The 14,570-nt window shown below is 46.0% G+C and carries 9 protein-coding genes; 2 read left to right on the forward strand and 7 right to left on the reverse strand.

Going from position 1 to position 14,570, the window contains the following annotated elements:
* Positions 1–58: 58 nt before the first annotated feature.
* Positions 59–2,122: a toprim domain-containing protein gene (locus HRQ91_RS09180; protein ID WP_210119265.1), complete on the reverse strand. Its 2,064-nt coding sequence runs from the start codon at positions 2,120–2,122 to the stop codon at positions 59–61.
* A gap of 273 nt (positions 2,123–2,395) precedes the next feature.
* Here HRQ91_RS09180 and leuS point away from each other — a divergent pair, with 273 nt between their 5' ends.
* Positions 2,396–5,062 carry a leucine--tRNA ligase gene (leuS, locus tag HRQ91_RS09185; RefSeq protein WP_210119266.1) on the forward strand — a complete coding sequence of 889 codons (2,667 nt, stop codon included), beginning with the start codon at positions 2,396–2,398 and terminating at the stop codon, positions 5,060–5,062.
* Between the two features lie 260 nt (positions 5,063–5,322).
* On the forward strand, positions 5,323–6,192 hold the full coding sequence (locus tag HRQ91_RS09190; protein WP_210119267.1) for a diacylglycerol/lipid kinase family protein: 870 nt from the start codon (positions 5,323–5,325) through the stop codon (positions 6,190–6,192).
* Between the two features lie 54 nt (positions 6,193–6,246).
* On the opposite strand, the gene HRQ91_RS09195 is transcribed toward HRQ91_RS09190, so the two are convergent.
* From HRQ91_RS09195 to dnaK, 6 genes are all read right to left on the reverse strand, one after another.
* Positions 6,247–7,026 carry a M15 family metallopeptidase gene (locus HRQ91_RS09195; protein ID WP_210119268.1) on the reverse strand — a complete coding sequence of 260 codons (780 nt, stop codon included), beginning with the start codon at positions 7,024–7,026 and terminating at the stop codon, positions 6,247–6,249.
* Between the two features lie 18 nt (positions 7,027–7,044).
* Positions 7,045–7,371, reverse strand: coding sequence for an STAS domain-containing protein (locus tag HRQ91_RS09200; RefSeq protein ID WP_210119269.1), 327 nt, complete (start codon positions 7,369–7,371; stop codon positions 7,045–7,047).
* 3 nt (positions 7,372–7,374) lie between these two features.
* Positions 7,375–9,636: a PP2C family protein-serine/threonine phosphatase gene (locus tag HRQ91_RS09205; RefSeq protein WP_210119270.1), complete on the reverse strand. Its 2,262-nt coding sequence runs from the start codon at positions 9,634–9,636 to the stop codon at positions 7,375–7,377.
* Positions 9,633–11,036: a PP2C family protein-serine/threonine phosphatase gene (locus tag HRQ91_RS09210; RefSeq protein WP_210119271.1), complete on the reverse strand. Its 1,404-nt coding sequence runs from the start codon at positions 11,034–11,036 to the stop codon at positions 9,633–9,635. The genes HRQ91_RS09205 and HRQ91_RS09210 overlap by 4 nt, the downstream gene beginning before the upstream one ends.
* Positions 11,037–11,153: 117 nt before the next feature.
* Positions 11,154–12,296, reverse strand: a complete 1,143-nt coding sequence (gene dnaJ, locus HRQ91_RS09215; RefSeq protein ID WP_210119272.1) for a molecular chaperone DnaJ — start codon at positions 12,294–12,296, stop codon at positions 11,154–11,156.
* 286 nt (positions 12,297–12,582) lie between these two features.
* Entirely contained in the window at positions 12,583–14,559 is a 1,977-nt protein-coding gene (gene dnaK, locus HRQ91_RS09220) for a molecular chaperone DnaK (RefSeq protein ID WP_210119273.1), read from the reverse strand.
* Between the last annotated feature and the right edge of the window lie 11 nt (positions 14,560–14,570).

Genomic DNA, 14,570 nt, shown 5'->3' on the forward strand with positions numbered 1-14,570 from the left:
CATAATATAAAAACATGTCCTGCGCCGTTCCATAAAACCATCCGCCCAAACATGTAAGTCAAGCGTCTATGTCCGCGGAAAGGTGATGCACGATAAAGTCTCGTCTTTCAGGCGTGTTTTTTCCCATATAAAACGAAAGTATTTTAGGAACGTTTTTAAGAGTCTGAATGCTCACCGAAGTTAAATGCATGCCTACGTCTTCGCCGTCGCCGGGCTTGCGTTCGTGTATGAATTGTCCGAATTCTCCGGGGCTTATTTCGCCGAGGCCTTTAAAACGCGTAACTTCCGCGCCCGCTCCCAAAGCCTTCATCTGTTTGTCGCGCGTTTCTTCGTCGTAGCAATAAACAGTCTTTGTTTTGTTTCGCACGCGAAAAAGAGGAGTTTCAAGTATAAAGACGCGCTCTCCGGTAACAAGTTCTTCAAAAAACAAAAGAAAGAACGTTAAAACCAAATTCCTTATGTGAAATCCGTCGTTGTCGGCATCGGTCGCAATTATTATCTTTGAATAGCGCAGGTCTTCGACATTTTCCTGAATTCCCAAAGCCATCATCAAATTATACAGTTCTTCGTTTTTGTATATATCTTTTTGCTTACGGCCGAACATGTTTTCAGGCTTGCCGCGCAAGCTGAATATCGCCTGATTTCTTACGTCGCGGCTTCCGACCATAGAGCCGGTTGCCGAATCTCCTTCCGTAATAAAGATCATGGAATCTTCACCGGCTTTACCGTCTTGGAGGTGATAGCGGCAATCCTTCAGTTTCGGAATTTTAAGCGAGATCTTTTTTGCGGCCTCTCGGGCTTCTTTTTTTACACCGTTTATTTCAGCGTGAGCCTTTTGGTTGCGAATGATCTTTTCTTCAATGCCCGAGGCCGCCGAAGGGTTTCTGCGAAGCCAATCGTCAATGGCAAACTGGACGGCCTTTATGATGGGAGATCGAATTTCCACATTGCCCAGCTTGTTTTTTGTCTGACTGGTAAACATGGGATTGTCTATGCTGATCTTTAAAGCTCCTACAAGTCCGCCTGTAACGTCTTTTATGTCATAGTTTTTTTTGTAAAAATCGTTAAAGCCCTTTGTAAAGCCTTCCAAAAATGAAGTAACGTGGGTTCCGCCGTCTGCGGTGGATTGTCCGTTCACATACGAGTACAATGTCTTATCCAATTCATTGGTATGGGTAAAGACAAATTCCAGCATTTCATTTTTAAATGAACAGTAAGGATAAAGGGGAGTTCCGTCCATTTCCTTGTTCAAAAGATCGACGAAACCGTTTTCACTAAAATATTCTTTGCCGTTGCAAACAATCTTCAGTCCGGGATTAAGATAAACGTAGTTCCAAAGGCGCTTTTCCACAACGTCCATGTTAAACGAATATTTGCCGAACATAAGCTCGTCGGGGATAAACTCAAGATACGTTCCGTCCTTTGAACCTTGCGGAACTTTTCCCATCTTTTCGGATTTTTTTACGCCGCGCTCGAATTCCACTACGGCGCATTTTCCGTCGCGCATCGAAGCGGCTCTAAAATAGGACGAAAGCGCATTTGCGGCCTTTATGCCTACGCCGTTCATTCCTATCGCTTGTTTAAAGACCGAATCGTTATATTTTGCTCCCGTGTTTGTCTTTGAAACACAGTCGGCAAGTTTTCCTAAGGGAATGCCGCGGCCGTAGTCTCGTATGCGAACCCGTCCGCTTCCGTCTATGGAAATGTCTATTCTGTTGCCGAACCCCTGTGAAAATTCGTCGACTGCGTTGTCGATTCCTTCTTTTAAGAGAATATAAATTCCGTCGTTTTCGTCCGAACCGTCGCCCAGGCTTCCTATGTACATTCCCGGCCGGCGCCGTATATGCTCGAGCCCTTCAAGGTGCTGTATGCTGTCTTCGTCATACACAGCCGTATTAGGCGAAGTTTTTTTGCGGCGAATCGAGTTTACTCCCTGCGCCGCCGATTTTTGCGCCGTCACGTCTACAGCGATCTGCCCGGACTTTCGCGCCGTTTTGTTTTTTTGTTCCGCATTGCTAATGCTTTTTTGTGTGCTTCTTTGTGCGGCAGACGCCGTCTTATCAGTCTTAGATACGGCGGATTTTTTGTTTTCTTCCGCCCTTTTTAAATTTTCCCCACCCATAAGGTACAAGTATACATTAACGGCGGATTTTTTTCAAACCGCACGCACTGGCAGCCGCCGCACGTATGTCACGGGCAAACTAGACTGCACATAATGCGCGCAGTTGCCACCGGCAAAAGCCGCCTGTTACGGGAGAGCTTCTTCCGCCGAACCGCGCTTTCCCTACCCGTCACACACAACCGATTCATTGAATTCATCCTCTTTTTTTAATATAATTCCTAAAATAATAATCGCCGAGCGCAAAACCTAAAGCGCATGTAAGGAAGTAAAAATATGGCAAAATATCCCTTTGATACGATCGAAGCCAAATGGCAAAAATATTGGGAAGAGCATAAAACATTTAAGACGGAAGAAGATCCCAACGTTCCTAAGGAAAAGCGCAAATACATACTTGACATGTTTCCTTATCCTTCCGCCCAGGGACTTCACGTAGGCCACCCGGAAGGATATACCGCCACCGACATATACAGCCGCTTTTTGCGCATGAACGGTTACAACGTTCTTCATCCCATGGGCTACGACGCCTTCGGCCTTCCCGCAGAAAATTATGCAATAAAGACGGGAACACATCCGCGTACTACGACGATGGAAAACATAGATCACTTTACAAAGCAGATAAAGGCCTTCGGTTTTTCTTACGACTGGGATCGCTGCGTTTCCACTTGCACGCCGGATTATTACCGCTGGACTCAATGGATATTTTTACAGCTGTACAAAAAGGGGCTTGCCTATGAAGCCAAGACGCCGATCAATTGGTGCCCCAGTTGCATGACAGGTCTTGCAAACGAAGAAGTCAAAGAAGGTAAATGCGAACGCTGCGGAACTTCGGTTACCCACAAAGTTATACGTCAGTGGATCTTAAAGATCACTTCATATGCGGACAGGCTTTTAAAAGATCTTGACACGCTTGATTGGCCTGAGTCGGTAAATCTTATGCAAAAAAACTGGATAGGCCGCAGCACAGGAGCAGAAGTTGATTTTCACATAGCGGACAAAGACGGAAAAGAAACAAAAGATTTTTTGACGGTCTATACGACTCGTCCGGACACCCTGTTCGGAGCCACGTACATGGTAATTTCCCCCGAACATCCGATGGTAGAAAAGCTCACTTCCGCCGAACAAAAAAAAGCCGTAAGCGAATATGTTGAAGCCGCTTCAAAAAAATCGGATCTTGAAAGAACCGACCTTAACAAGGACAAAACAGGCGTTTTTACGGGGAGCTTTGCGATCGATCCCGTAAACGGAAATAAAATTCCTATATGGATCTCGGACTATGTTCTTATCTCATACGGAACGGGAGCGATTATGGCCGTTCCGGCGCACGACGAGCGCGACTGGGACTTTGCAAAAAAATTCGCTCTGCCCGTAATCAAGGTTGTGGCTTCAAAAGAAGAGATCGCTTCTTTAGCGGACGGCGATGAGAAAAAAGGTCTTGCAATTTTAAATGACGCCGCCAAGGATCCTGAAAAATACAAGGCTCTCGCTTCTGCACACAACGATGTTTTTGCAGCGGCGGAAAAATGCACGGCTGCGGACGGATACTCGATAAACAGCGGGCAATTTACCGGCATGGATACCCGCAGTTCGATAGAAAACATTATCGCATGGCTTGGACAAAGAGGTATAGGTAAAAAGGCCGTAAACTACAAACTGCGGGACTGGGTTTTCAGCCGCCAACGGTATTGGGGAGAACCGATACCCCTCGTTCATTGCCCTGTATGTAAAACAGTCCCCTTAGATGAAAAAGACCTTCCGCTTGAGCTGCCCGATGTGAAAACATATCAGCCTACGGGAACGGGAGAAAGCCCGCTTGCAGGAATCGACGATTGGGTGAACTGTAAATGTCCCAAATGCGGAGGGCCGGCAAAGCGTGAAACGAATACTATGCCCCAGTGGGCGGGGTCATGCTGGTACTATCTCCGCTACATAGATCCGCACAATACGAAATCTCTTGCGGACACGGAAAAAATAAAATACTGGATGCCTGTCGATTTATACGTGGGAGGCGCGGAACACGCGGTTTTGCACCTGCTTTACGCGCGTTTTTGGCACAAGGTGCTCTACGATTTGGGAGCGGTAAATACGACGGAACCGTTCCAAAGGCTCGTAAATCAGGGAATGATCACGTCCTTTGCGTACCAAAGGGCTAATAAGTCCTTAGTTCCCGTAGACAAGGTTGAAGAAGTTGCCCCCGGCATATACGAAGACAGAGAAACTCATGAAAAACTTGAGCAGGTTACGGCAAAGATGTCAAAATCGCTTAAAAATGTTGTAAATCCCGACGATATGATAAGGCAATACGGGGCGGACAGCGTGCGCATGTATGAAATGTTCATGGGTCCGCTTACGATGTCAAAACCTTGGAATACACAGGGATTAATAGGAATAAGCCGTTTTCTTGAAAAAGTATGGTCGATAGGCGAAAAACCCTTAAGCGAAACGGACATCACTCTGCCGCTTACTGACAAGCGCATTGCCGACGTACGCAAACTTTACGCGCAGACGGTAAAAAAAGTCACTTCCGACACGGAATCTCTTAACTTTAATACGGCGATCAGCCAGATGATGATCTTTATAAACGAAGTTTCAAAATTGGATTCCATACCGCGCACGATGTGGGAAGGCTTTGTAAAAATGCTAGCCTGCTACGCTCCGCACATAGGCGAAGAGCTTTGGCAGATCATGGGGCATGATAAAACGATCGCTTATGAAAAATGGCCGGAATTCAGCGAAGACTACTGCAAAGAAGATTCCAAGACAATCGTAGTTATGATCAACGGAAAATTGCGGGATAAATTCGACGCTCCTCCGGGTGCTTCCCAAAAGGATCTGGAAAACAAAGCTTATGCGACGGAGGGCGCCCGTAAATTCATGGAAGGCAAGACTGTTGTAAAAACCGTAGTCGTTCCGGACAAGCTCGTAAATATCGTAGTGAAATAATCGGAAGCCATTGTCGCTGCGGGACGGCCGTCAAAGTGCTTGTGCGGCGCAGGGCCTTCCGGCACAATGCTTATAGGCGCGCAATGCTTGTGCGGCGCGGCGATTACCGCGCGATACTTGGTGGCTTGAGATATTTTCCGCAGCCGCTCTGTTCCCCGCAGGTTTACCCCGGCAGGGTTAGGCCCGGCAAGAACGCCGTTCGCTCGACACACCGGGGATACGCTTGAAATATCCGGCGATCGGCCTTATATTTTTTACTTATGATATATGTTTTTTATAATCCGCTTGCAAACAACAAAAAAGCAAAAAAAGACCTTTCTCTGATCGCCTCTCTCTTAACGGAAAACGACATTTCTTTTTTTGACGTAACTCAGGAAAAAAATGTAAAAAGTCTTTTGATAGGATTGTCTCCCAAAGACACTGCCGTCATCGCAGGCGGAGACGGAACCCTGCACCGTTTTGTTAACATGCTCTACGACGACTTCGGCTCTCCTTCTTCAATCCATGCAAAGCTGCTTTTTTTTCCGTCGGGATCGGGAAACGACTTTATGCACGATATTCATCATTCCAAAGAAAAAAAACTTATCGACCTTAAAAAATATATTGAAAACCTGCCTTCCGTAAGCATAAACGGCAAAATTCATCACTTTATTAACGGAACTGGAGCGGGACTTGACGGCTGGTGCTGTTATGAAGCCGAAAAAAGCAGGCAAAAAAGCGATAAACCGATAAACTACACGCTAATCGCCGCAAGGGGGCTCCTTTACGCATACAAGCCTTTTTCGGCTACCGCAGTGGTAGACGGAATTCCGCACCGCTATAACGACATATGGCTTATTTCTTCCATGAACGGGCGCTATTTCGGCGGCGGAATGAAGGTTGCCCCTGAACAGGATCGGCTGGCCAAAGACAAGACCGTGAGCTTTGTAGCGGCGCACAGTCTAAAAAGGCGTCAAACATTTAGGATATTTCCGGAATTTCTTTTGGGAAAATACGTGCGCCGAAAAAACTACATAGATGTGATTCCCGCAAAAAAAATCACCGTAACTTTTGACAACCCCGTTACGATCCAGATCGACGGGGAAGCGTTTCCGAACGTAACTTCCTATTCGGTGGACTGTGTTCGGTAGGCCCTTATTCGGAAGGCGGCGGGCTACGGAACCGCGGCGTCCGCAGCTGAAACATCATATAGATCTGTACGCGTGGATAAATTCCAGCATAAACTGCTGTATTCCGCCGAACCATTTATTTTGAAAGGCGCACGCTTCCTTTCCGATATAGCGGAAATGCCAGCTTTCCCAGCGGTATCCTGTAACGTGCTCGTACCCGTCCGGAAAAGAAAGCGACCATCCGTATTTCGACGCATGTTCGTTTACCCATCTGCCGGCCTTGGTGTCCGCAAAACTGTCGTCGATCGAACCGAAATCCACCGTAGTTCCAAGCTGATGCTGGCTCGTTCCCGGTCTGGCGCTTTCCCGGTCCGTAACTTCCCGTCCCTGCAGTTTTACAAGGCGGTCATATACCGCTCTCTGGTAATCGTATGAGCGGTAGGCGGAACTTACAAGCAAAGTGACGGAGTCCTTTTTTGCCGCCTGCGCCATAATGCGCAAATTTTCTTCCGCTGCAATACGCAATTGAAGGCCTTTTCTGTTTACGGAATAAGCGTCATTTTGTTCCAGAGTTACAAGATCCTTCGGAACATAGGAAGCTCCGAGCGAGTGCGTTTTGTCGCATAAAATAAGAAGTCCGTCTTTATCAGCGTCTAAAACTTTTTGCAGATCCGCCAAAAACTCTTCAGGATCGCCGTTCGGTATCGCGTTCCGGGCGTCTTCGCTAAGAGCGGCAAAGGCCTTTGCAAGTTTGGCTTCCGATTGTTTCATGTTTACGGACTCGGCGTAAGATTTTTTGCAGCTGCCTGCAGCGAACAAAAAAACAACTATCAATATGGAAAATCTTTTTATCATTTTAACCTCGAAACAAAATCATACCGCTTCGTTTACGGATGCGATCACTGAAAGCAGATCGAAAAGTCCCGTCTTTTCCAAAGAGCGAAGGACGTTTTCGGAAGGATTTAACATGTATAAGATATGTTCCGCGTTAAGGGCATCGCTAAATACGGCAAGAAGAAGCCCTGTTCCTGCAGAATCTATATCCGACACTTGAGAAAGATCAAGAACTACGTTCGACCTTGAAATTTTTTTATACAAAACAGACCTGACCGCGTCGATCGTATAAAACGTAAACGCGCCGCGCAGTTCATACAAGGTGAAATTCGATTCCGATCTTTCGCTCATTGAAAGTTTTTCCATACGTTACCCCTCCGCCCGTCCGTTCGAATCGCTTCTTAAAACCAATGCGGTTATGTCGTTTGAAATTTCTTCGGGCATAAAAACCGCAAGCTGGTTGAGTATGTGCCGGATAATCTGATCCGCAGGATAAAAGTTTCTTTCTTCGATACAGCGGCGGATCCTCTCTCCGCCGAAGCACTCTCCCCGAACGGAACGCGAATCGATAAGCCCGTCCGTACACATAAACACGACATCTCCCCTGTGCAAACGCCGCTCTTTAACTGAAATACGCTCATGTATGTCTTTTAAAACTCCAAGCACGCAGCCCTTGCCTTCGATATCCGTAACATTGTGAAGCTCGGCAGAATACAAAAATATAGCCGGAACGCCGCAGTTGATATAGCGCATATGAGTTTTTTTAAGGTCGGCAAAAAGGAAGGCGCCCGAAAAAAAAGTCTCCTTAGGCAAATTTTCAATTATAAAGGAATTGACTTTGTCGGCAAATTCAATGAGCCCTCCGCCGTGCAAATTATTTTTGGAAACATAGGTTCTTATAAAATTTCTTAGTATGACCATATTCATACTTGCGCTCACGCCTCTTCCAGCAAGGGCGCCAAGCACAAAAAAATGCTCATCGGCCGACAGTTTTATCATGTCGATAAACTCTCCGCCGATTTCACGGGCGGCGAGCATCCTGTAAGAGACATCCATCCTGCTTTGATCGGGAAGATCCACGTTCTGTCTGATCGAAGTTATAATCTGAGACGACAAACTTACTTCGCGCGCAAAAACGCTCAAAATCGACTTATTTGCGGCGTTTTGGATAAAATAGCTGTAAACAAAAAAATATGAATAAAGATCCGAAAACGCGATTCTGTCGTAAGAATTATAGCCGTGGCCGTTTATTTTTTTACCCAGTAAAAAAACGCCGGACACATGAAGTCCCTCGTGCATAACTATAATAGCTTCCGAAGCCGAACGGCGAAACAGATTTGAAAGGGGTTTACGGATTCCCTCCAAGTGCACGTCGGTTCCTGCGTCCGAAGCAAAAACGATTTCTTTTCGAATTTCGGCAAGAAAGTCAAAAAGTTTTACGTCGTCGGGGGAAAAGCGAAAATTCGTCTCGTTGGAACTGTAAATCACCTTCAGCTGAGAAGCGGATTCCGGAATTGCGACCGAAACATTTCCGGCAAAAGCGTATTTTTTAAACAACGCCGCTATGTTCATGGTAATGACGGACGGCTCCTGCTTATAATCCAGTGAAGCTATTTCATTTTCAAATTCCGCCTTATAGCGGTCGGCAAGCCCGCCGGCTTTGAACCTGAATTTATCATTGGCCCAGTACGCAAGGTTTATAATGCCTAAAACATAAAAACCGAAAAACGTCCACGCGAATGCCGGAGATTTTTTATATATCGAACACACGGGAATATACATTAAAGCGCAGAGCAGGGAAGGAAGTATAAACCGCAAAAACACCGCCGCAAAATCCATGATAAAATAGCGTCTTCTGAATAATCCCGTTATCTTTTCGGATTTTATGAGCGTCAAAAGCGCACAGACATAAAAAGGAACTATAAAAACAATAAAGCTGCTGTCATGTCTACAGGCAAACCGGATTACGTACCATCCTAGCCATAAAAAAATCAAGGCTGCAGCATTAAAAAAAGCCTTTTGAATTTTCAATGCGTTTTTTCCGGCGTCAAAAAACATGGCGACGGCGGAAATTAAAGGCAGAATTACGCGATAAGTAACTATAATCATTTCAGCCGGAAAATTCATATTTTCATACGGCGTCATCAAAAAACACGAAGCCGTTACATTATAAAAACTTTCCATCGCTGGCGGAGAAAGCCGTGTAGAACCACCTACCGTCCTAAGGACTTCCAGCAAAAGTAAATTCCCCGCTGCCGCTTTTGCCACCGTAACGGAAACGGGAAGCATAACTACAAAAACGAGAGACAACAGATACAGTATATGACGCAAGCGAACAAATATCTTATTGTTTTCCTTTATGAGATGAGAAAAAAAATAAAGCGCTATGTTTATGTAAAAAAAGCTTTCCATGAGCAGCAAAAAGCGAATAAGCAAAAATTGAAAAACATGTAAGTTTTTCTGAAAATAGTACAGAGCGGTCTGCCCTACCGCCAAAGAAACGGCAAATATAAAAGCGCACGTACAGGACTCGTATAAAAGAACAGGTGTTTTCAGACGCACACCGGAGTTCTCCGAAAGTATCAAAAAAAGATAAACAACAGAGATAAGCGTTATCAAAATAAATATCACTGTTTTCCTCCGGCCGATACCTTAACCGCAAGCATGGCAATATCGTCATGCAGCTTATTATTGCAGAATTTTTGTACGAGATGCATTATCCTTTTTAAAAAATCGTCGGGCGATAAAATACTGCTTTCTTTAAGCGTTTCAAGATATATTTCCGTGCCGCCCAGATCTTCGCCGCTCTTATTCTTTACTTCGGAAACTCCGTCCGAAGCTAAAAACAAAACGTCTTCCTGCCTCAAGGCGCATCTGTCAACATGAATTTCTTCCAAATCTATGATTCCCAAGATGGAACAATTCGGGTTAAGTCTTTTCATGCTTATCCCGTCTTCATTCCTGAAAAAAATCATGGCGTCGTCTACGGAAGCGTTTATATATTTAAGGCTCATATCTTCAGTATCGATCAAGCCTATGAATAAAACCGTATATTTATCCTGAAGGCGCATTTCTTTTATGGAGTGATCGATAGCCCTCACTATGGCGACTAAATCTTCTTTGTTTTCAGCGCTTTTTACCGTATTCATAGCGATTCCCATTATGAGAGCCGACGCAAGGCCTTTGCCGGAAACGTCGCCAAGCAAAACTATGGCCTTTGTTTGAGAGACGGGAAGCATCGAATAATAATCGCCTGAAACGTTTATCAAAGGTTTAAAAAACGACGCGGCTTTTAATCCTTTTATTTCGGGCATTTTTTGCGGTAAAAAATAGCGCTGCGTTTCGGCGAGCTTTCTCCATTCCCGCGACAGTTCGGAAATCTTTCCCATTTCCGAAATAATTTTGGTATGAGTCTGGAAACGCCGCATTTCGTACAGCAAAACGGGATAAACCGCGCTGTCGAAGCGTTGGGCAGAGCTGCCTATGATAAAAAGGTGATAAACGCCAACACAGCACAAAATGCCGAACGAGCCTGCGCTCTTATTTTTTAAGCCGAATTTTCTGTCTAAAAAATAAATACCGTCTTCCCACGTATGAGGAAAATTATGCTGCAGGATCTTTGTTATATGAGGCGAAGATGCAATTCGATCGGGACTGTTGTAAAGAACGTATTTTTGTGCGCTGTCTATGTAGATAACCGAACAGCCGCCCTGTATTTCAAGGATGTCCGCGGAAGCGGAAAAAAAATCGTCGTAAGAATAACAGTTTCTAAGAGACTTGACAAACTGCAATAAGACGGCGGTTTCGCCGCCGCTTAATCCCTTGTTTTCTATAAAGGTAATGAAGCGGACGAGTATTTTTCTTTTTAAGCTAAGAACAAGGCATATGCATGCGCTTATCAAAACGACCGTAAAGTTTTTTGAAAAACTCGTCGCGTGATGAGGAAAAATAAAAAACGCTATTATGACGGACAAGGCCGCTGCAGTAAAATTGCATATCGCCCTGATAAATTTAGCCTGAGTCCTTATCATCAAGCCTCCAGCACATGAGATTTTAAAGACGGCACATATTAAGCGCGGTTAATATGTGGGCATACTTAAAAAATCGTCAAAAGCGATTTTCGAGATCTCTCTTCCGGAAATAATACACTATCTTCCTAAAGAAGACAAAGGCATAAGATTGGGAGATGTTGTGGATCCTTCGATCCTTGAATACTCTTCAAGGAGCGCTCTCTGCTGGCTCGACATGCGCTGCGGGATCTGAACCATTATCTTTACATAAAGGTCTCCCTTCCTTGTAGAACCCGTAAAAGGCACTCCTTCCCCTTTTACGCGCAAAACCTTGCCGTGAGGCGTTCCCGCAGGAATTTTTATTTCAATTTTCTTTTCGTCAAGAGAAGAGATATTTATCGTCGCGCCTATGGCGGCTTGAACCATAGTTACAGGAACGGCGCAATACAGATCCTGTCCGTCACGTTCAAAGTAAGGGTGCCGCGCGACATGTAAAAATACGATTAGATCTCCGGACGGTCCGCCGTTCGCGCCGGCGTTACCTTGGTGAGGAATGGTAATGCGCTTTCCGTCGTCAACGCCGGCGGGAATGGAAAGAGTCATCTTTTTGCTTTTTACCTGCACGCCGCTTCCGTGACAAATAGAACACGGATTTTCAATTATCGTTCCGCTGCCGTTGCAGGTGGGACAGGTCTGCTGCACGGCAAAAAAACCCGCGCTTCTGCGTATTTGACCTTCTCCGTGGCAAGAAGTACACGTCTTTTTGCTTGAACCTGCAGAACAGCCCGTGCCGTGACAAGATTCGCAAATTTCATTGTGCTGAAACTTTATTTCTATTTTTGTACCGTAAACCGCGTCTTTAAAGCCCAGGTCAAGGTCGTAGCGGAGACTGCTGCCCTGCGCAGGGTCCGACGAGCTTCTTCTCTTTGAAGAACCGCCGAAGCCGCCGCCGAAAATATTTTCAAATATGTCGCCGAAGCCGCCGCCCATTCCGCCGAACAAGTCGCTGAAATCGTTAAACGCATGCGAATATCCCGTTCCGCCCTGGTTCATACCCTCTACGCCGGCAAATCCGTATTGATCGTAAAGCGGTCTTTTTTGATCGTCAGACAAAATTTCATAAGCTTCCGTCGCTTCACGGAATTTTTCTTCGGCTTCTTTATTTCCGGGATTGCGATCCGGGTGATATTTTACTGCAAGTTTTCTGTATCCTTTTTTTATATCGTCTTTAGATGCGCCCTTTTCAACACCCAAAACTTCGTAATAATCACGTTTAGCCATTAATTCTAACCTTTATTTAAATGCGCCGCCGAAAAAAAGCTTTGAGCTTTCACGGAAGACGCATTCGTGCGCTTTTTGCGCACAGATAATAAGCGATGTTTCGGCTTTGTCCGAAACTCGCAGTTTAACAAGGCCGCGATATTTCAGCGGTCGAAGTTAAACCTTAATTTTACAATAAACTTATATCACAAAACAAAGATAAAAAACACCCCGGCGATCAGCCGACGCACTGTCAAACCGATGCCGAAGGTGTTTTTCCGATAAAACCTTTTACTAGGCGAAAACCTTATTTTTTATCGTCGTCATGAACTTCGTATTCGGCATCGTCCGCCTTACCCTTGTCAAAGCCGGCTGTGCCGCCCGCATCGGAAGTTCCTGAAGCGGAAGTTCCGCCGTTTTCAGCGCTGCCGTTTGTTCCGCCCGGCCCGCCTTGAGCGGCCCCTGCAGCCGATTGCTGTTTATAAACTTCTTCGGCAATCTTGTACGAAGCCTGTTTGAGCGCTTCGGTTTTTGCCTTAATGTCTTCAACATTGTCGCTCTGTAAGGCGGCTTTAAGAGCGGCTACAGCGTCGTCGATCTTCTGCTTTTCGGCAGGCGAAACCTTATCGCCCAATTCTTTTACGCTCTTTTCCGTAGCGTAAATAAGGCTGTCGGCTTCGTTTTTAGCGTCGACGCCTTCTCTTTTCTTTTTGTCGGCTTCGGCGTTAGCTTCGGCGTCCTTAACCATTTTTTCAATTTCGGATTCGCTTAAACCGCTGGAACTCGTAATTTGAACATGCTGTTCCTTACCGGTTCCCAGATCCTTTGCCGAAACGTGCACAATGCCGTTTGCGTCAATGTCAAACGTAACTTCTATCTGCGGAACGCCGCGGGGCGCCGCGGGAATACCTACCAGATCAAAGCGGCCGAGCGTTCTGTTCTGATCCGCCATTTCGCGCTCGCCTTGAAGCACGTGGATCGATACCGCAGTCTGACCGTCAGCAGCCGTAGAAAAGATTTGACTCTTTTTCGTAGGAATTGTAGTGTTGCGCGGAATGAGTTTTGTAAACACTCCGCCCATAGTTTCAATTCCGAGAGAAAGCGGCGTAACGTCCAGCAAGAGCACGTCTTTAACGTCGCCTCCGAGAACGCCGCCTTGAATCGCGGCTCCGACGGCAACGGCTTCGTCAGGGTTTACGGCGCGGCTTCCTTCCTTGCCGAAAATGGACTTAACTATTTCCTGAACCTTGGGCATACGGGAAGATCCGCCTACGAGCAAAACTTCATCGATTTTGTCGGCCGTCAGTCCCGCGTCCGCAAGAGCCTTGCGGCACGGTTCCTTTGTAGCTTCAAACAGATCTTCGGTCATCTGCTCAAATTGAGCGCGAGTCAAAGTTTTCTGCAAATGCTTAGGCGTACCGTCCACGGCTGTGATAAACGGAAGATTTATGTCCGTGCTTGTCTGGTTCGTCAAGTTGATCTTTGCGTTTTCAGCGGCTTCGCGCAGACGCTGCATAGCCATGGAATCGCCTGAAAGATCGATCCCCGTATCCTTTTTAAACTCCGCAATGAGCCAGTTTATTATCCTGCGGTCAAAGTCATCGCCGCCGAGGTGAGTGTTACCGTTTGTGGACTTAACTTCAAAAACACCGTCGCCGAGCTCAAGTATGGAAATATCAAACGTACCGCCGCCCAAATCATAGACGGCTATTGTCTTTTCCTGCTTTGAATCCTTGTTAAACCCGAACGCCAAAGAAGCAGCCGTCGGCTCGTTTATGATTCTTTTTACGTCGAGGCCTGCGATTTTACCGGCGTCCTTTGTAGCCTGGCGCTGAGCGTCGTTAAAATATGCTGGAACCGTAATGACGGCTTCCGTAACTTCCTGCCCCAGGTAATCTTCCGCCGTCTTTTTCATCTTCTGAAGAATAAAGGCGCTTATTTCCTGCGGACTGTATTGTTTTTTCGTTCCGTTTTCATCGATCTCTACACGGCAGTCGGAACCGTTATCTATAACTTTGTAGGGAAGCTTTGTAGCTTCTCCTTGAAGTTCGTTAAACCTGTGCCCGATCAAGCGTTTTATCGAATAAACCGTGTTTTTGGGATTAGTGACCATCTGGTTTTTAGCGGGCGCACCCACAATGCGCTCTCCCTTGGAAGTAAAACCTACGATCGACGGCGTAGTGCGTCCGCCTTCCGAGTTCTGAATAACGACGGGCTCGCCGTTTTCCATAACCGCAACACAAGAATTCGTTGTTCCTAAATCAATACCAATAATCTTACCCATATCCTGTTCTC

Source organism: Treponema parvum (genome assembly GCF_017893965.1).
GTDB classification, from domain to species: domain Bacteria; phylum Spirochaetota; class Spirochaetia; order Treponematales; family Treponemataceae; genus Treponema_D; species Treponema_D parvum.

What these genes read in the sequence shown, in the direction of transcription:
- dnaK (WP_210119273.1), bottom strand. Translation starts at nt 14,559, where the DNA reads ATGGGTAAGATTATTGGTATTGATTTAGGAACAACGAATTCTTGTGTT.
- HRQ91_RS09190 (WP_210119267.1), top strand. Translation starts at nt 5,323, where the DNA reads ATGATATATGTTTTTTATAATCCGCTTGCAAACAACAAAAAAGCAAAA.
- HRQ91_RS09180 (WP_210119265.1), bottom strand. Translation starts at nt 2,122, where the DNA reads ATGGGTGGGGAAAATTTAAAAAGGGCGGAAGAAAACAAAAAATCCGCC.
- HRQ91_RS09200 (WP_210119269.1), bottom strand. Translation starts at nt 7,371, where the DNA reads ATGGAAAAACTTTCAATGAGCGAAAGATCGGAATCGAATTTCACCTTG.
- HRQ91_RS09210 (WP_210119271.1), bottom strand. Translation starts at nt 11,036, where the DNA reads ATGATAAGGACTCAGGCTAAATTTATCAGGGCGATATGCAATTTTACT.
- dnaJ (WP_210119272.1), bottom strand. Translation starts at nt 12,296, where the DNA reads ATGGCTAAACGTGATTATTACGAAGTTTTGGGTGTTGAAAAGGGCGCA.
- leuS (WP_210119266.1), top strand. Translation starts at nt 2,396, where the DNA reads ATGGCAAAATATCCCTTTGATACGATCGAAGCCAAATGGCAAAAATAT.
- HRQ91_RS09195 (WP_210119268.1), bottom strand. Translation starts at nt 7,026, where the DNA reads ATGATAAAAAGATTTTCCATATTGATAGTTGTTTTTTTGTTCGCTGCA.